The 18676-nt window shown below is 39.4% G+C and carries 20 protein-coding genes; 4 read left to right on the top strand and 16 right to left on the bottom strand.

Features of this window, described 5'->3' with window-relative positions:
- Positions 1-112: 112 nt before the first annotated feature.
- From M2448_RS06275 to M2448_RS06245, 7 genes are all read right to left on the bottom strand, one after another.
- Positions 113-1003, bottom strand: coding sequence for an MlaD family protein (locus M2448_RS06275; protein WP_280645360.1), 891 nt, complete (start codon positions 1001-1003; stop codon positions 113-115).
- A 44-nt stretch (positions 1004-1047) separates the two neighbouring features.
- Positions 1048-2232: an N-acetylmuramoyl-L-alanine amidase gene (locus tag M2448_RS06270; protein WP_280645361.1), complete on the bottom strand. Its 1185-nt coding sequence runs from the start codon at positions 2230-2232 to the stop codon at positions 1048-1050.
- Positions 2233-2255: 23 nt separating this feature from the next.
- Entirely contained in the window at positions 2256-3263 is a 1008-nt protein-coding gene (locus M2448_RS06265) for a 2-hydroxyacid dehydrogenase (RefSeq protein WP_280645362.1), read from the bottom strand.
- Positions 3264-4078: 815 nt separating this feature from the next.
- Positions 4079-5608: a ribonuclease Y gene (rny, locus tag M2448_RS06260; protein WP_280645363.1), complete on the bottom strand. Its 1530-nt coding sequence runs from the start codon at positions 5606-5608 to the stop codon at positions 4079-4081.
- A 118-nt stretch (positions 5609-5726) separates the two neighbouring features.
- Positions 5727-6041 (bottom strand): cell division protein ZapA, encoded by a 315-nt coding sequence (locus tag M2448_RS06255; RefSeq protein WP_280645364.1) that lies wholly within the window; start codon positions 6039-6041, stop codon positions 5727-5729.
- A gap of 7 nt (positions 6042-6048) precedes the next feature.
- Positions 6049-6345, bottom strand: a complete 297-nt coding sequence (locus M2448_RS06250; protein WP_280645365.1) for a hypothetical protein — start codon at positions 6343-6345, stop codon at positions 6049-6051.
- A gap of 162 nt (positions 6346-6507) precedes the next feature.
- The gene (locus M2448_RS06245) at positions 6508-6705 is read right to left on the bottom strand and encodes a winged helix-turn-helix domain-containing protein (RefSeq protein ID WP_280645366.1); all 198 of its coding nucleotides are present in this window, start codon (positions 6703-6705) and stop codon (positions 6508-6510) included.
- Positions 6706-6893: 188 nt separating this feature from the next.
- On the opposite strand from M2448_RS06245, the gene M2448_RS06240 reads away from it, so the two are divergent.
- Both M2448_RS06240 and M2448_RS06235 read left to right on the top strand, forming a co-directional pair.
- Positions 6894-7469, top strand: a complete 576-nt coding sequence (locus tag M2448_RS06240) for a sigma-70 family RNA polymerase sigma factor (protein WP_280645367.1) — start codon at positions 6894-6896, stop codon at positions 7467-7469.
- Complete coding sequence (locus M2448_RS06235; RefSeq protein ID WP_280645368.1) at positions 7466-8284, top strand: hypothetical protein; 819 nt, start codon at positions 7466-7468, stop codon at positions 8282-8284. Before M2448_RS06240 ends, M2448_RS06235 begins: the two co-directional genes overlap by 4 nt.
- Here M2448_RS06235 and trmD read toward each other — a convergent pair.
- On the bottom strand, positions 8281-8964 hold the full coding sequence (trmD, locus tag M2448_RS06230) for a tRNA (guanosine(37)-N1)-methyltransferase TrmD (protein WP_280645369.1): 684 nt from the start codon (positions 8962-8964) through the stop codon (positions 8281-8283). The two genes, M2448_RS06235 and trmD, sit on opposite strands and share 4 nt — an antisense overlap.
- 124 nt (positions 8965-9088) lie before the next feature.
- On the opposite strand from trmD, the gene M2448_RS06225 reads away from it, so the two are divergent.
- Positions 9089-9901 carry a TerC family protein gene (locus M2448_RS06225; protein WP_280645370.1) on the top strand — a complete coding sequence of 271 codons (813 nt, stop codon included), beginning with the start codon at positions 9089-9091 and terminating at the stop codon, positions 9899-9901.
- A 38-nt stretch (positions 9902-9939) separates the two neighbouring features.
- Here the strand turns inward: M2448_RS06225 and M2448_RS06220 are convergent, their stop codons facing one another.
- From M2448_RS06220 to M2448_RS06200, 5 genes are all read right to left on the bottom strand, one after another.
- The gene (locus M2448_RS06220; protein WP_280645371.1) at positions 9940-10707 is read right to left on the bottom strand and encodes an SDR family oxidoreductase; all 768 of its coding nucleotides are present in this window, start codon (positions 10705-10707) and stop codon (positions 9940-9942) included.
- 9 nt (positions 10708-10716) lie between these two features.
- Positions 10717-11892: a DUF4468 domain-containing protein gene (locus M2448_RS06215; RefSeq protein WP_280645372.1), complete on the bottom strand. Its 1176-nt coding sequence runs from the start codon at positions 11890-11892 to the stop codon at positions 10717-10719.
- A gap of 554 nt (positions 11893-12446) precedes the next feature.
- Entirely contained in the window at positions 12447-13604 is a 1158-nt protein-coding gene (locus tag M2448_RS06210; protein ID WP_280645373.1) for a hypothetical protein, read from the bottom strand.
- A 248-nt stretch (positions 13605-13852) separates the two neighbouring features.
- Positions 13853-14740, bottom strand: a complete 888-nt coding sequence (locus M2448_RS06205) for a DUF3078 domain-containing protein (RefSeq protein WP_280645374.1) — start codon at positions 14738-14740, stop codon at positions 13853-13855.
- Positions 14741-14780: 40 nt separating this feature from the next.
- On the bottom strand, positions 14781-15713 hold the full coding sequence (locus M2448_RS06200) for a glucosaminidase domain-containing protein (protein WP_280645375.1): 933 nt from the start codon (positions 15711-15713) through the stop codon (positions 14781-14783).
- A 32-nt stretch (positions 15714-15745) separates the two neighbouring features.
- On the opposite strand from M2448_RS06200, the gene cdd reads away from it, so the two are divergent.
- On the top strand, positions 15746-16228 hold the full coding sequence (cdd, locus tag M2448_RS06195; RefSeq protein ID WP_280645376.1) for a cytidine deaminase: 483 nt from the start codon (positions 15746-15748) through the stop codon (positions 16226-16228).
- 5 nt (positions 16229-16233) lie between these two features.
- Here cdd and M2448_RS06190 read toward each other — a convergent pair whose 3' ends face one another.
- The 3 genes from M2448_RS06190 to M2448_RS06180 all read right to left on the bottom strand — a co-directional run bounded on the left by M2448_RS06190 (position 16234) and on the right by M2448_RS06180 (position 18626).
- A complete protein-coding gene (locus M2448_RS06190) occupies positions 16234-16932 on the bottom strand; it encodes a M48 family metallopeptidase (RefSeq protein WP_280645377.1) in 699 nt (232 codons plus the stop codon).
- A 69-nt stretch (positions 16933-17001) separates the two neighbouring features.
- Positions 17002-17760, bottom strand: a complete 759-nt coding sequence (locus M2448_RS06185) for a uroporphyrinogen-III synthase (RefSeq protein ID WP_280645378.1) — start codon at positions 17758-17760, stop codon at positions 17002-17004.
- A complete protein-coding gene (locus M2448_RS06180) occupies positions 17751-18626 on the bottom strand; it encodes a DUF4271 domain-containing protein (protein WP_280645379.1) in 876 nt (291 codons plus the stop codon). Before M2448_RS06180 ends, M2448_RS06185 begins: the two co-directional genes overlap by 10 nt.
- Positions 18627-18676 lie beyond the last annotated feature (50 nt).

Here is an 18676-nt window from a genome sequence, read left to right as displayed (position 1 = left end):
ATATAATCTCTTTTTAACAATTTAGAGATATTCCCCCGAAGGACATAGAGACAACGCATTTAGGGAGAATATTTCTTTTTCCACTATTTAGAGCAAATCTAAATAATGCTTTTTAGAACACCTTCACATTTATGTATCTGGACGGATTTTTTCGAATGTCTTCGAGTAACAATGACGCATTACTTATAGTAGTACTGATACTATCATACAACTGGCGGTCGTTAAGCATCAGCCCCAATGAACTTTCTTTCGAGTTCAGCTTATCCGACATACTTTGCAGATTCTTCACAGTAGCATCTATCGATTTATATGTGGCATTTACATCTATCTGGCTGAGCTGTGACGAAACCGTAGTCAGGTCACCGGACATTTTATTCAGATTACCTGTTATAGATGGAACATCATTATTAAGGGTAACCATCATAGCATTCAACTGCTTGGTAGACTTTGCCAGATCACCTGTAATCTGATTTACATCATTCAGCGATTGCGCCAGAGCCGGACTATTTACCAAAGTCTGTATCCCGGTAAGTATCGAGTCTATCTTAGGTATCAGTTGTTGTACCTGAGGCAACATAGAATCGGCAGCATCCAGCATGCCTTTCTTTTTTAGTCCTACAATAGTATCCGAAGATGAGTAATATTCTTTAGTATATGGATTCGATTCGAAAAGAATAGTGGCTGATCCCAACACAGAAACATCCAAAGACATTTTACTGCCTTTAGGTATCTTCAATCCTTTATCCATATCCAGATATACAACGACCTTATGTGCCGAATTATTTTCTTCAAGTTCCATAGAGGAAACCAGACCGACCTGAAATCCGTTTAGGGTAACAGGTGTAGACTGTGTCAATCCCGATACGTCATCGAATACGACCATATATGTATTAGAGGACTTGAATATATTTACACCTTTCAGGAAACTGATTCCATAGTATAAAAGAAAAATTGCTATTACAAAGGCTATTCCGATCTTTACCTCTTTTGAAACTTTCTCCATAATTTATTTTTTGTATGTTTTGTTTTTTATATTAATGTGTAGCTTTACTTAACACGGACACCATCTTTTACTTTTATCACGAAGGCATCTTTAAACTTAGTTCGCACCTGTCTTTGTACCTTTATTATTTCATTCAGATTCGTTGCCGACCCATATGTATATTTATAACTGCCACCCTCTACATAATAATCTACCGGAGACAGTCCTTTAAACTTAGACGAACCCGGTGAGAGTTTGCTGGGAGATACAAGAAACTGAACCCTATACTCTACTCCACCCGAACGTGCCTTTGTAGTTGTAGCCGTCTTGCTTCCTGCCTTTTCCTGTACAGTCTTAGAACGAACAGGTTTGGTTTCCGGCGTATCGTTGTTATCCACCGTATCCGACAGATTAAACTCAGAGTCGTCAAACAATGGTTCATTCTTTATCTCATCATCAGGAGTATATGCTATGCGTCCTTGTTTTTTATCAAAGTCACGCTTATACTTTTTAAAACCCGAATATATAGCAGCAGCCATAGCTTTTTGTCCCGATTGAGACCACAGGAACTTTGCTTCCGTTGCATTATTTATAAAGCCTAACTCAATAAGGACACTCGGCATACTTGTCTTTCTCAGCACAAGAAATCCGGCCTGACGCACTCCTCTGTCTGCCCGCTTTGCCACACTTTTAAAATCGGACTGAATAAAACCGGCAAGCTGCAAACTTTGCTCCATATACTTATTCGACATAAATTCGAATATAATATAAGATTCCGGCGAATTGGGATCGAATCCTTCATACTTTGTAGAATAATCGTCTTCCAATAAGATCACCGAGTTCTCACGTTTGGCCACTTCAAGGTTTTCTGCACTACGTGCCAACCCCAGTATATAAGTATCGGCTCCCGATGCAGTTGTAGACCTCGCCGCAGTAGAATTAGTATGAATAGATATAAAAAGATTCGCTTTTGCCCTATTGGCAATCTGCGTCCTCCTATCCAGATCGACAAAGACATCTCTCTTGCGGGTATAAACCACTTTTACATCTTTGTAGTTTTTTTCTATCAATTCCCCCAATGCAAGTGCAACTTTAAGGTTTATCTCTTTTTCTTTATATATGCCCCTTACCGCACCGCCATCTTTGCCTCCATGTCCGGCATCGATAACAACAACAAATTGGGAATCGGCCGGGAAGGCAAATCCACAAAAAGCAAAAAGACAAATAATAAGACTATAAAACCTATTCATTTACAAATTTTACGCCCGATAAGTCAGGCTTTATAGACTACCTCGTTCTTAAGCTCGCGGCCTTCGAAGTAGTCAAGAATATTATCCATTGTTGTATGGGCTATATTAGACATCGCCTCTTGCGTAAAGAATGCCTGATGCGATGTAACAATCACATTATTAAACGATAAAAGACGAGCCAGCACATCGTCGGTCATTACCGTATCGGAATGATCCTCATAGAAGTATGCTCCTTCTTCTTCATATACATCGAGTCCGGCATAACCGACTTTACTGCTGATCAGACCTTCGATCAGGTGTCTGGTATGGATCAGTTTTCCACGTCCGGTATTTATAATCATCACCCCATCCTTCATTTTGGCAATAGACTCTTCCCTTATCAGGTATTCTGTCTCTTTAGTCAATGGGCAATGCAATGTTATAATATCTGCATTTGCGTATAATTCATCCAACGAAACGTATTTTACACCTGTGGCTTCGGCCCATTTCGTATCAGGATAGAGGTCGTACGCCAGCACATTCATACCTAAACCTTTGAACAAGCCGGTTGCAACCTTACCTATCTTTCCGGTACCGATCACGCCTATTGTTTTCTGATACATATCGAATCCCTGAAAGCCGATCAGCGAAAAGTTCCCGTCACGCGTACGCAAAAATGCACGGTGAACTTTCCGGTTCAGGCAGAGCATCAATGCCAGTGTATGTTCTGCTATTGCATGAGGCGAATAATCCGGCACACGCACTACCCTTATACCCTTCTTGGCAGCAGCCGCAATATCCACATTATTGAATCCGGCACAACGCAATGCGATAAGCTTCACCCCGTAAGAATGTAATTTATCTACGACTTCCGCATCTACTTTTGCATTTACAAATATACAGACTGCATCTGTTCCGCTTGCCAGCAAAACATTGTTTTTATCAAGATGCTCTTTGTGATACACAAGCTCAAAACCATAAGATTCATTGGCTTTATTGAATGTAGCCATATCATAAGGCTTTGCGTCGAAAACTGCTATTTTATATGCCATAACTTTATTTACAATAAATATTTCCCATCACTTGATACCTAATTGCAAAAGTAATTAAATAACCGCTAACCTCAAAAGCCTAATTATTTGTTTTATACTGCCCGACAATATTATATATCTAATTTTAACACTATATCGCATTATATGTTTACAAGACTACAGAAAAACAGCTAATATGTGACTCGACGGGTTTATAGCCAGTAATCTATCAGCTATCCGATTTTAACTAAAATGTAACGAATGTAATGAAAAAGTTACAAGTTACTTCGCCCTACCGGGCAGTTACAAGTTACAAATATTTCCCTTTGCGTCTTTGCGCCTTTGCGTGAAAAATATTTTAACTAAAAAGTAACGAAAGTAACGGATTTGCCCCATTTTACATTCCATTACTTTTTTGTTATTAACCGAATTGGCTCCGCCAATTCATCAATTCAAAGACCGTTTTCCTTCAATCGGGCAGACACATGGGTCAGCCCCTACATTCATAATTTATAATTCTTTCTCTCTTACAGATAAAAATCTCTGCAAAAAATACGGCTCACATAACTACCGTCTTATTTCCTCGACGAAAGGGCACAATAAATATAAAACAGCCAAGTTTTTTCACTTAATCTGTGACTTTCAGATCAGATTAGCGACTAATAATAATAGAATTCAACATTCAAGATACTCTAGTGATTAGAGCATATTTACACTACTTTATTAAAATGTAAGCGGGGTTGCAATGCAATCCCGTTTATGCTATCATATCGTTTCAAAAACAAAAAGGGCTCTCCGAAAAGAACCCTTCTATATAATAATAAATAGCGATTTACTTATTTTGCATAACTCACAGCTCGTGTTTCACGTATTACTGTGATTTTCACCTGTCCCGGATAAGTCATTTCATCTTGAATTTTCTTAGCGATGTCGGCAGACAATTTTTCTGTTTCCACATCGTCTATCTTATCAGCTCCGACTATCACGCGTAGTTCGCGACCGGCCTGTATAGCATACGTTTTCAATACACCCGGATAAGAAAGGGCAAGTTGTTCCAAATCGTTCAGGCGCTTGATGTATGCTTCTACTATTTCGCGGCGGGCTCCCGGACGGGCTCCCGATATAGCATCACATACCTGCACGATAGGAGCAAGAAGGCTTGTCATTTCCACCTCATCGTGGTGAGCTCCGATAGCGTTGCAGATATCCGGTTTTTCTTTGTATTTCTCAGCCAGTTTCATACCGAGCAATGCGTGAGGCAATTCCGGCTCATCATCAGGCACTTTACCTATATCGTGCAACAACCCTGCTCTCTTAGCCTTTTTCACATTCAGCCCCAGTTCAGATGCCATTATCGCACACAGATTGGCTGTTTCGCGGGCATGCTGCAACAGGTTTTGTCCGTAAGACGAACGGTATTTCATTTTACCTACAAGGCGTATCAGCTCCGGATGCAGGCCATGTATGCCAAGATCGATAGTCGTACGTTTTCCTATTTCGATAATTTCTTCTTCAATCTGCTTTTTCACCTTAGCCACAACCTCCTCGATACGTGCAGGGTGAATACGTCCATCGGCTACCAACTGGTGAAGAGCCAGACGGGCTACTTCGCGCCTTACCGGATCGAAACCCGAAAGCACAATAGCTTCCGGCGTATCGTCAACAACGATCTCAATACCGGTAGCAGCTTCCAATGCGCGGATGTTACGTCCTTCGCGACCGATAATACGTCCTTTTATTTCATCCGATTCTATATGGAATACAGTGATAGCGTTTTCTATTGCGGTCTCTGTTGCTACACGCTGAATAGACTGTATTACTATCTTTTTAGCTTCTTTATTGGCAGTCATCTTCGCCTCTTCCATTATATCTGTGATATATGATTGGGCATGCGACTGCGCCTCATCTTTCAGAGCTTCAACCAGTTTTTCTTTTACTTCATCTGCTGACAAACCAGACAGGGCTTCCAGCCTTTCCACTTCCTGCTTATGAAGCTTATCCAGATCCTGTTTCTTCTTTTCTACTACTTCCAGTTGGCTATCGAGATTTGCTTTTACAGCATCTGCTTCGTTCTTTTTACGTTGCAGTTCTTCCTGCCTCTGGTTAAGGTTCAATTCGCGCTGTTTCAGTTTGCTTTCGGTAACCTGAATCTTTGAGTTGCGGCTGTTGGCCTGTTTCTCAAACTCCGATTTCATCTGCAATGCCTGCTCTTTGACTTCCAGCAATTTATTTTTCTTAATCACTTCAGCCTCTTGTTCTGCTTCTTTGATCTGACGTTTAAACTTTGAATTCGACATGAAATTCAAAGTCACCCACGTCAGCACTCCGCCGACCAGAAAGGCTACGACAATAAATAATATATCCATAATTTTATTTTCTTATTTTAAAAAATCAATATTTATATAAACTAAAAAACACTAACTTAAGCATGAAATGAATCATACTTAAAATTAGTGCTTTAGATTTTCTTCAGTACTTAAAATTTTATTTTACTCGATCTTTCAGGTAATCTTCCAATTCCTGTGTCAGCCTTTTTATCCCGGCCTCAAACGATTCGGCACGCAGCTTATGCTCTACTTTTTCCGCTACTGCCTGTATGGCTGTCATCGCCATATAATCGGAGTTTTGCAACGCTTGTGCTCCACTTCCGGTAAAATAATTTTTATATTGTCCCAATTTATAATCTATTTCGTCGGCAGCCTTGCGAAACACTTCTTCATCCCGTCTCTTTATTCTGAGAGGATACCGTGTATCGGCTACCCGTAGATTAATTATTAAATGTTCGTCCATTACTTTCATAATCATTTTAAATTTTAAGCATGGCGATACATTTATCTACATCCTGCACTAATCTTGATAATCTTTTCTTTGCTTGCTCCACTTCTTCCTGATTTCCGGAGGAGAAAGATTTTACAAATTTCAGATTGTCATATTTGGTTTTCAGCTGGCTTACTTCTGTTGTCAAACTCTCTATTTCAGACGTTCTGTGCACCAGTTCTTTTCTCAACTGAATATTTTCATCTTTAAGTGTATCACAAAGATACATCAATTGCTTCATTCTTATTTCGAAATCAGCCAGAAGTTTTTCATCATTTTCAGTCATAAAACAGCCAAAATGCAACACAAAAATAAAAAATACTGGCGGATTAACAAAATTATTACCTGCTAAATTCCGGCAATAAAGAATTACAACATAAACAAAACAAAAAAGAGGTGCTTATTCTTCAGATAAACACCTCTCTCTTATAGATTTTCCTTTGCTGTTTTAAAGCAGTACTACTTGCAGATCATCTTTCAATTCGTTAAAAGCTATTTTGCCTTCTCTTGCCAACCATCCTAAAGCTGCATACATATCTTTTTCTGTCAATTTGCATGCTTTTTTGATTTCTTTAAGTGATTTGCTACCTTCTGCGTCAAGGTATGTCCAAATAATACCTGCGTTTGATCCAATTTTTTCTTTCATAATGGGTGCTGGTTAAAAAATTAAACTCGTTATTATTTTCACTGGCAAAAATACATAAAATTAGCCACTTGAACAATTTTACATCATACATTTTAACCAATTTGCAGATTTATGACAAAAACGTTAAGATATTATTAAGTTTGGATATTAACTAAATTCTTGTAGTTTTGTGTAAAAAAACTACTCATTTGAAATTCTTTAGCTTAAATAAGAAAAAGGAATATAGTGATGAAGAGCTTTTGCTCCGATTCAAGAAGACCGGTGAATCTGAATATTTTCACCTGTTATACGAACGTTATATTCCTCTTATTTACGGGTTGTGCCTCAAGTACCTTCAAAACCCGGAGCAATCGCAGGATGCGGTAATCGACATTTACGAGAACCTGTCGCAACGAATTCAGGACTATGAAATAAAGATATTTAAGAACTGGCTGTACAGTGTGGTCAAAAATCACTGTTTCCATATACTGAAAAGCAATAAGAAAGAAATTATTGTAGATTTCGACTCCCAGCTTATGGAATCCGACATGGATTTTCCTCTATTTAGTGAGAACAATGACAGGGAAAAAGAGGACGTGCTGAACCAATGTCTGGAAAAACTGCCCGATCCTCAGCGAATATCGATAGAAAAGTTTTTTTACGAAAACAAATCATATGTGGATATCGTAGATGAAACCGGTTTTCATCTCAAAAGCGTAAAGAGTTATATACAAAACGGAAAACGGAATTTAAAAATTTGCATTGAAAAAAATCTGAAGGAATGAACTTTTTAGATTACATAAAAGGAAACAGAAAAGGCAAAGATGCGCAACGGATCGAAAAAGATTCGATGGCTGATCCGTTTTTGTACGAAGCCATTGAAGGCTTCGACAGCATTGAGGACGATCATATCAGACGTATCGGCAACATACAAAGCCGGCTGAAAGCCAGATCGAAAGTCAGAAACAGGCAACAAAGCACTTTTTGGCAGGTAGCTGCTACTGTAGCCATCCTTATCTTCGGGCTTGCGGGCTATCTTTTTATAGACTACTACCACAAACCGAGCCTGCATGCGCATGGGGGTGAACAGAGAATCATCGACATATATGTGCCACAGACTTACTATGTAGAAAATATAACTACCATAGCTCAGAAGAATGTAGAAGTGGCCAAAGCATATAAGCCGGCCGGAACACACTCTAAAATCAGACTGAGTACGGATGATATTATAAGCGAAGAAGAACTCGACGAACTGATCGGCAACGAAGACCTGCCTATAGAGATCTACCTACCTGAGAACTTCGATGAGCATACAGCTGTAACCAGATCGGCAGATGGCAAACCTGAGCCTGTAATTGGCTTCGATAAGTTTCAACAATATCTTAAACAATCGATGCGCCGCCCAACCGATGATGCCTGCAAAGACAGAAAGGGAAAAGTGGTGGTAGACTTCTTTGTAAATGATCAGGGACAGCCATGTTTATTTGAAGTGGTACAAAGCTTGTGCGGAACTTCGGACAATGAAGCTATCCGCCTGATACAATCGGGCCCGAAATGGACACTGGGAAAAGAACGGGTAAGGGTACGGGTAGAGTTTTAATCTTTCTTATCGAGTAAATCGGGACGCAACCGCTCGGTGCGTTCCATAGCCTGTTGAAGTTTCCATTCTTCAATCTTTGACTGATGTCCCGACAGAAGGATATCGGGTACTTTCCAGCCTTTATATTCTGCCGGACGGGTATATACCGGCGGAGCCAGCAAATTGTCCTGAAACGAGTCGGACAAGGCTGACTGCTCATCTCCTATGGCACCCGGAATAAGACGGACAATAGCATCAGTCATCACAGCAGCAGCAAGCTCCCCTCCTGTAAGGACATAATCGCCTATCGATATTTCGCGTGTAATCAGATGTTCACGTACGCGATAGTCGATACCTTTGTAATGCCCACAAAGGATTATAATATTTTCGTAAGATGACATCTGATTGGCAATGCCTTGATTGAATGTCTCTCCATCGGGTGACGTATAGATGATCTCATCATAGCTACGTTGCTGTTTAAGTGTGGCAATTGCATTGTCGATAGGCTCTATCTGTAATACCATTCCTGCCTCGCCGCCGAAAGGATAATCGTCTACATTACGGTGCTTGTTAGTAGTATAATCTCTCAGATGATGTACTACTATTTCCACCAGATTCTTATCCTGTGCCCGCTTAAGGATTGAACAATCGACCAAACCGGTAAACATCTCCGGCAAAACACTTATAATGTCTATACGCATATTATAAATCTGCTATTCTTATTTTCTTCTGCAAAGATATTCCTTTTATATAAGAAACTCATCAAACATAATCACTATAAAATACGTTCTGTATATAGTAAAAAAGAATAACACATACAGAATTATGGAAATTATAGATACCTTCTTGTTACCGAGTGCATGGATGGCACTAATTACTCTTGTCTTCTTGGAAATAGTGCTGGGAATAGATAATATTGTTTTTCTTTCCATAATGACATCCAAACTGCCCAAACATCAGCAACCCAAAGGTAGAGTTATAGGGCTGTCGCTCGCCATGGTGGCACGTATCGCCCTTTTGTTTGGTATATCTCTGCTGATGCAACTTACAAAGCCGCTGTTCACGATCGAAAACTCGTGGCTCAGCGGAACTGTTACAGGACAAGCTATCATAATTTTTATCGGAGGACTGTTCCTACTCTATAAAAGCGTGACCGAAGTGCACGACAAACTGGAGGTAAAGGAAGAAAAAGTATCCGTAAAGGGAAAAAACATATTCTGGCTGATAATCCTGCAAATAGTCGCACTCGATATTGTTTTTTCGTTCGACAGCGTACTCACTGCTGTAGGTATGGTCAGCTTTAAAGAATTCGGCTATGCAGGGGCTATGACTATTATGGTGTCCGCCATCATTGTCAGCGTACTACTTATGATGTTCTTTTCGGGTCCTATAAGCAATTTTGTGAATACGCACCCCACCATCCAAATGCTCGCCTTATCCTTTCTCATACTGATAGGCTTGATGCTGATACTGGAAGCCGCACACCTGTCGCACTTAAGCGTTTTCGGGCAAGAAGTAGGTGAAATACCTAAGGGCTATATTTACTTTGCCATTGCATTCTCGCTGCTAGTAGAGTTTCTGAATACTAAACTGAGGAATAAGACAAAGGCTGAACAGAAAAGTAAACGAGTGCACTGAACGGTGTACTCGTTTGCTATTTCCTTAAAGATCTTGCTTTATTTCTTCTCTTCCCGATGGAACATATTACCCGTAGCCTGAGCCGTCGGCATAATCAATATATCCTGTACATTGACATGTGCAGGTTGCGATACTGCATAATGTACGGCTTCGGCAATATCGTCGGCTACCAGATTATCGTAGCCGGCATATACCTGATCGGCACGAGCTTGATCTCCTTTGAAACGAACAAGGGAGAACTCCGTTTCTACTGCTCCGGGACATATCTGCGTCACGCGTATATTGTAAGGCAACAGATCCATACGCATACCCTGATGCAGAGCGTTTACAGCATATTTCGTAGCACAATAAACAGCTCCGTTCGGATACACGCCCTTTCCTGCAATGGAACCGATGTTTATAATATGTCCCGATTTACGTAAAACCATATCGGGTGAAACGATACGAGTCATATACAACAGCCCTTTTATATTGGTATCTATCATTTGTTCCCAGTCGGCAATATCACCTTCCTGTATTGGAGCCAAACCCGCTGCCAGGCCTGCATTGTTTACCAATATATCTATCGTGCGCCATTCCTGTGGCAGGCTCTCTATCGATTTCTTTACCTCGTCATACACTCTGACATCAAAGCACAGGGAATATACCTTCGATTCGTATTTTACTTCTATTTCTTTTTCCAGTTCTGCCAAACGCTCTTTACGGCGGCCTGTAATGATCACATTATATCCTTCTTTTGCCAGACGAAGAGCTATTGCCCGACCTAAGCCGGAAGTAGCTCCTGTTATTAATGCTGTCTTTTTCATCAAAGCTTATTATTTAGTCCAAACATTTATTATTTCGCCCAGATATGTCTTATCGGCAGTGCCTGAAGACGGCATTTCTCCCGCTTTCTTACATTCTATAATCATCCATGCTTCAGAAAAAGCCGGAGCTCCGGATGGTGTTAAAACAGGTGTAAGACCTAAGCTTTTTATCTTATCCTTCACATTTCCTTTCGTTGTACCAAGAAGCTCTTTTACAGCATCGCTATACATTTCGGTATAGAAAGAGATAGTGTATGTCTGGTCATTATTAATTGTTTGTGATGATTTAATCACACTCAATCCCATCAGTTTATCCAACAATGTTGTTGTACCACCCCAAGAAGCAGGGAGTGCATTCGGACGGTCATACGTTCCTGTCAATATCAGAGATTCTTTATTTAACAGGCTGGACGGAATTCTATCAGCCGATACTTTCTTAAATCCTGCAATAGTATTAGCCTCTACAGATATCACTGTTCCGGAAAGAACTTCCTTCACTTCTGCCACTTTTTTTTGCTCACTTGCAGGCTGTGTAGCTTGTTGTACCGGAGCAGGAGTCGGAGCCACAGGAGCAGATACAACTGCGGGCTGCTGAACTGCAACAGCACCTCCGGTTGTTTTTCCGTTAAGATATACATCTATCTTGTTGAAGATAGCGTTAATACTGTCTACTGTATGAGTCCTGAACTTGTCATAATAACGATTCAGCTTATCGCCTTTCTTATTTAAAGCATATTTATCGGTAATCATTTCTTCTGCCGGAAGAAGTGTTTTACTGTCCGGATAATCATATTTTATATTTCGTACAGTAACATCACATTTGTTGCGGTCTATTTCTATAATCAGCTGATATAGCAATCTTGCACGATCGAGTACAAGCGCACCTTTTTTAAACACAAGATACTCCTCTCCCTGACATGCAATATCTTTATCTTCAGGACTGGAAAGCAATACCCTGTTAGTCAGTCCGGCTTCCCTGCCTTCGCTATAATTTTCTTTCGCCCACTTATCCATAATGGTATACAGATTATCATCGGATATAGGGTTTGTCACAGCTATCGATCTCGTAAATACCACTTTTCCATCTACCTCCGGTACTGCTCCTGCAAGATAATCTGATTTATTCTGGGCATTCACCAGAAGAGCAAAAAACGTACATACGGTAATTAAAAAACACTTGTTCATATTCTTCGGGTTAAGTTGTTAATTGTATAAAATTACTACAATTCCGTAAATTGGCAAGAGATAAGTTTATCTTTTAAAGTATTGGGTGTATTTATATCTTTTCTTTTAGCAAATAATGTACATCAGCAGTTGAAATATATTACCAGTTCTCAATTTTAACTAAAATGTAACAAAAGTAACGTTTTCTCATTGTTTTTACTTTCCCTTAGTTGCCACTACTTTTAAGTCGTGGGTTGTTAGCCTTTCCGAAAACGACTTTAGTCGAAGTTTCATTTTGGCTAAAGCCATTCCTCTTTTACCTTTTTATCCTCCAGCTAAAGCAGGAGGCAATTCCCTATTTTAACTAAAAAGTAACGAATGTAACGATCGGCAGAGCGAAGCGGAGTCAATTTACGCTGTTTTTAATTTTCATTACTTTTCGCTATTGTCTGCGCCACTTATTGGCTTCGTTGATTTACAATTCTTTATGCCTTAGTATTTTCAAATACAGATAAAGTTCTTTAAATATGATAGAGAAAAGACTAAAGTCCCATTATTACAATCATCTATCTTCTTTACTTCTTCAATAGTGGCAATACCTTTTCATTGAAATTGTCTTTATTGATACCCAACAGCTTGTCTATAGATTCAAAATAGCTATCGTCACCCGAACCACATTGCAATAATTCTATTATACCCTCTGTTCCCTTAATCCGTTCTATCTCATCACATATAGCTCCCGAAATGGCTGACTTAGGAGATATTTTCTTGCTGTACTCGAATATGCGTGGATTTTGAGTAAAAATATCTAATAGAGATTTATCGGGGTGAGATTGAATATATCTGTTAAGTTCTTGTATTAGGTCTTTCTGACTGGGTATATAACCATTAGAATCAGCATAATATGCATCTCCCCAAGTATAAGCAAGTCCTTCTTCGGCTGTAACATTCATTTTATCTCTCACCTTTCTGGCATAGACGTGTAAAGCATCGTGTGAAAAATCCTCATTACCCATCGTAGAAAAAATTACTTTAGAACCGACAATATCGCCCAGATTGACGGTTCCATTGTTAGGATAAGAATAGTCGATACCTTGTAGAAACAGTACCTCTTGATAATTATTAGTTACATATACTGAGTATGATTCAAGAGGCAGATTCATCCTCTTTGCCATTTTTCTGTTTTTTTCTACAAAAAGATTAGCTCGTTCTATATTCAATTCGTTCGGATAACAAAAGGTTATCTCCCCGATAGTTTTTGTCTTCCATGCCTTTGTACGAACTTTGATCGGAGACGTAAAAACCATCCTATTCTCTTCCTGACAGGCTATAAAGCTATATATACCATATATTATCGGCGGAAGGCTCTTATCATTGTTTGGCAAGTAACAAGCAATTGTGACATAATATTCCTGGCCACCTGTAAGTTTGTATAGGTTTAGTAGTTGAGGGCGAAAATATTTAGCGATTGTATCCAACCTCAGTGTATTCCCCAAATACTTAAAGTAATTACGGCTTACCTCGATATTATCTGATTTTAAGAAATCGTCATAGTCGGCTTTATTTTCAATTTTTACCAGCAATTCTTTCACCGAGCTCATAATTCTTTCTCTATCATCATCAGATACTTCTGAAGCTGATTTTGCGGGATATGAGAAATGGTATTGAGCCTTAGCTAAAAAACTATAGCAACTGAAAAAGATAAGGATAAGAATAGTTTTTAAAGTCTTCATACGTAGTCGAATTTTGTAATATTTGAGTTTTATAAATATCCGTATCAATAGAAGCTTTTGTCGTCCTACTACAGCTGTATCCGGACAGAAAATTACTCAACCTCCAACCGGACACATGCCTCCAAAGATATACTTTTTTCTTTCACATGAAAAACAACACCTTCTTTTCTAATAATTATACTCTCACAAACAAAAATGGTACCGCCCAACCGGCCGATACCATCTTACTATATTGTTAAAAAGAGTTTTTAGAAATTATAGGCAACTCCTATTCCAAGTACTTCTTTAAACTGTACTTTAGGGCCTTCTATCGTACCGTCTTTCTTCACATTTTTCACATCATCGTCATACTTCAATGTGGTGTTTATATTAGCCGACAGGAATTTATTGATCTTCATATTGATTAGTAAATCCCAGTTTACGTCTACATTCCCGAACGATTTGTCATAAGCTGTAAAGAAATCTATAGTAGAGATCAGTTCTACATTCTCCATAATTTTCTTTTGCGCTCTGGCTTTCAGGTAAGCACCAAACTCAGCACGAAATTTATCGCCCGGATCAACACCGAAAGCTCCGATACCGGACAGATAATCGTCCTGAACAAAAGTGAACTTTCCTGCTACAGGTGAGAAATATACCGAATAATTCGCATTCGGGCGATACTCGATACCCGCAGACAGATTTGAATAAGCCGGAGCAAAGAATTTCGAAATGTAGCTCACCCCTTCTTCTCTCGGATAGTTATATCCTTTGGCAAACTGCGTCTTGAGGTCTCCCATTACTGTATAGTACCACTTATTATCGGTAGTATAACCCAACTGTGTAGTAAAATCAATTTTATCACTGGTCTTTTGTGTTCCCTGCGATTTTGTATTTGTCAGACCATACTCCAAAGCCAGCGCATTAGACCACAACCAATTTCCACTTTTACGAATAAGGCTTCCATTCAGGTATGCTGTTCCGGCTAATGAGTTTTCACCTCCGGCAGCCCAGTTACTCATTGCTGTCTGGGAAAAGTTGATACCGGTCACACCTTTCAGGTTCCATTTACCGTCTACTAATTCTTCTTTGTCATCCTGAGCATATGCACCCAATGTCGACACGACAAAGGCAAATGCCAATAATAAATGTTTCATTTCAATAAATTAATTTTCAAGTTTTGTGTTGTAATTATTATTATCTTAGTTTTAATACATCTCCTTCTTCGGGAACATATTCGAAGTCTTTTTTGTTCATTTTATACAAATTTTTGACCTTTACGCCATACCTCTGGGAGATACTATGCATAGACTCCCCTACCTGCACCACATGGTCGTAGTAAGGCTTGTCGGCTTTCGACTTTTTATTTTCAAAATATACAAGGTCACCCGATTTCAAAGGGAATCCTTCCGGTACTTCATTATATTTATACAAGTCTTTTACTTTGAATCCGAATTCTATGGCAATAGCCTCGTATGTATCGCCATCTTCGGCTATCACATATATCAGATTATGTGTTTTATATGGTGTATGCTTATAATATTGTTTGATAATACGCTCCTCTTCATTTTTAATTTCCTCTCTGCTCTGTCCTTTTTTATCATGCTTGTATAGTTCGTAGTCCTCTATCAGCTTGATTAGTTTGTTTGCATAGGCTTTATCGGTAGCATAACCCGCCTGCTGCAAGCCTCTCGCCCACCCTCTGTAGTCTGTTATCTTCAGAGAGAACAGCGCCTGATACCGTTGTCTCAGTAAGAATTTCGAATGATCTTCGAACGAATCTTCTGCTTTTTTATATTTTCTGAAACAGTCGTTAGGCCCGTCATCGGCTTTATATACCTTTTCTCCTTTCCAGTCACTATGACACTTTATGCCGAAGTGGTTGTTCGATGTACGTGTCAGTTCGCTTTTACCGGCTCCCGACTCTAACAGCCCTTGAGCCAGCGTAATACTTGCCGGTATTTTATATTTTTTCATATGACTGATTGCAACATCTTTATATGTGTCTACATATTCGTCATATATTTTGTATCGTTTAGCCTGAGAGAAAAGTGAACCGAACGGGAAAAGAACAAGGAAAGAAAATATAATAAGTGGAGTCGAAATATTACGGTAACAAACTTTTTTCATATATTTAGGATGTTTATTCAAAATGTAATAAAATGCAAAATATAAATTTAACTACAAAGATACTCGTTTACACCTATGAAGAGGGTACAGAAAGCATAAAAAAACTTATTGACAAGGCAAAAACAGCCACACAGAACGCCTATGCTCCCTATTCGGGCTTTCATGTAGGGGCTGCCGCCCTGCTTGCAAACGGCGAAATAGCGACAGGGAACAATCAGGAGAATGCCGCTTATCCGTCGGGCTTGTGTGCCGAACGTGTCACGCTATTTGCCGCCAACTCACAGCATCCTGATGTAGCCGTAGAAGCTATTGCCATAGCAGCATTTCATGACGGAGAATTTACAGATACGCCATGTTGCCCATGCGGAGGATGCAGACAGGTAATTGTGGAGGTAGAAAACCGCTTCGACAGGCCGATCAAAGTGATCATGTATGGTAAGAGTAAGATATATGAAGTAGAATCGGTGAAAGACCTGCTTCCTTTGAGTTTCGGGAAAGAATCTCTATCTGAGTAGCTTGATCACCAAGTCGTACGGTAAGATTTCAATTCTTTGGTCAAGCGTTTTGCATGGCCTCCGGTAACTTTATCCAACAATTCCCAGAAACGCCCGCCATGATTCATTTCTATGGTGTGGCATAGTTCGTGCAAAATAATGAAGTCTATCAGATATTCGGGCAGGAACATACAATAATATGACAGATTGATACTTTTCTTAGATGAGCAGCTCCCCCATCTGCTACGGCTTTTATTTATTTTCACTCCGGTGAATACGAATCCGTGTATTTGCGCAAGCTTTTCTACCTTTGCCGGAAACAGCCGCTTTGCTTCGTAGCGAAACGCTTTCTCTAGGAGGTCTTTTATCGTCACCTGTACCGTAGCATTTTTATAATCGGTTGCGGCAGGGCATGAAATGGATAGTATTCCGTCTTTTAACCGCATATAGTAGTTCCCTGTAGATTCACTTTCCGTCAGTTTAAGGCTAAAGCTAAAAGTGCGAAAGTGCGTTTCGGGAGTAAAAATGGTTTTCTCCTCTCCTTTCTCTAATAACTTGAGCAGACGGGGCTTCATTTCTTCTATTGTCTTTTCAATATAAGAAAGGCTGACAGAGGGCGGATGGGTTAATTGCAGATAGTTATCTTTACGTCTGACAATGATCTTTCTGGCTCGTGCATTTTTCACAAGCCTTATATTTCCCAGATCTTTGTCGTTTATTATCATAAGTGCCGATACAAAAAAAGCCTAACTGCAAAGGTTAAGCTTTTTTCTCAATATTTCAGTTTCAGTCTTTTATTTTATCTTCTGGTTCTCTTTCAGATATGCTTCGAGTGCAGCTGTCATAGACGGCATTCCCGGAAGTGGCGCTTCGCAGTCGAGCCTTAAGCCTGCATCGCGGACTGCTTTGGCTGTAGATGCTCCGAAACATCCGATAGACCTTTCGCCCTGCTCGAAATTCGGTGCATTCTTAAATAAAGATACAATACCCGAAGGGCTGAAAAATACCAGCATATCATACGACTGGATTTCTTCTTCGGTAATATTGTTGCTTACAGTACGGTACATGACAGCTTTTGCATATTCTACTTTCTTTTCGTCGAATACAGCGGTAAGATCTTCTGTATGTACGTCTGAAACCGGCACAAGGAATTTTTCTTTATTGTGCTTTGTCAGTGCAGACGACAATCCGTCCATTTTACCTGTAGCACTAAAAAATATTTTACGCTTACGATATACAATATATTTCTGGAGGTACAGAGCTACTGCTTCTGATATACAGAAATATTTCATCGTTTCAGGCATCGTAATTCTGAATTCTTCGCACAAGGAAAAGAAATGGTCTATCGCTACTTTTGCCGTAAAGACAATAGCAGTATAGTCTTGTATATTTATACGCTGCTGTCTGAATTCTTTTGCATCCAGCCCCTCTACCCTTATGAAAGGACGGAAATCCATCTGTACATGATATTTTTCTGCAATATCGTAGTACGGAGATTTCTCAGTAGCAGGTGCAGGTTGAGATATTAGTATCTTCTTTACTTTTAAAGCCATAGTGTGTTAAAAACGTCAATTCGATATAAATAAGCCAATCCTACCATTAGAAATATATACGGTAATATTTCAAAGGTGCAAAGGTAGGCAATCAAATACAAAAAGTTAAATTTTTCTCTGATAAAAAAGATTATTATTTGATAAAAAAGCAATATTTGAACTAATAGAAATAATATTATCATGAAAATAATTATCTGCCAGTGATAATACTGTGAATATACCAGCAACAGCGTAGGGATAAAGTAGAGAATACCGAGTATTTCTATTGCAATGACGCCTATCCGTCTCCATATCGCCATCTGTTTTCCCTGATCGAAAACGTATCCGAGCATACGGTATATAAAATCTTTTATCCCGAAGAACAAACCTATGAGCACCATAAACAGTAATATAGTTACAAATGGTCGCCGGACTCCGTCTACTGATGAATTCGTTTCCACGAATATATCATATATAACAATGGATACCAGAACAATAGCCTGAAATACGAGAAAATAACTATACAGGGCTTCTTTCGATGTAGCCTGCCTGTGTATTCTTTCTTTTTTATCGAAGGCAAATAACAAGGATATATTATCTTTCAGAAACGTATATCCGCCATTGTATATATGTGTAAAGAACAGGAAACATAAAAGAAGCAAACCGAAAATACCGTCTGTCTGCTCTATGGTAAATGGCATACGGTTTCCTTCGTGACGCGATTTATCGACCTCGACTGTTTCTGTTTTATATAAATCGGCAGCATTCCGATAGGCAAATCCGGTCATCTCTCCGGCCAATGGCCCGGACGGAAAAGAATCGCGATGCAACGAATCGGGAGATATACTATCGACTACTTCACTGATATATGATATGCTGTCTCTCAATGGCGACTATTTGTTATACGAAAAGCATATACTCAATGCATTAGATTGAG

It is taken from the genome of Dysgonomonas sp. PF1-14, from assembly GCF_029892965.1.
In the GTDB taxonomy this organism is placed as follows: Bacteria; Bacteroidota; Bacteroidia; order Bacteroidales; family Dysgonomonadaceae; genus Dysgonomonas.
This window is presented reverse-complemented; position numbering and strand designations above follow the sequence as displayed.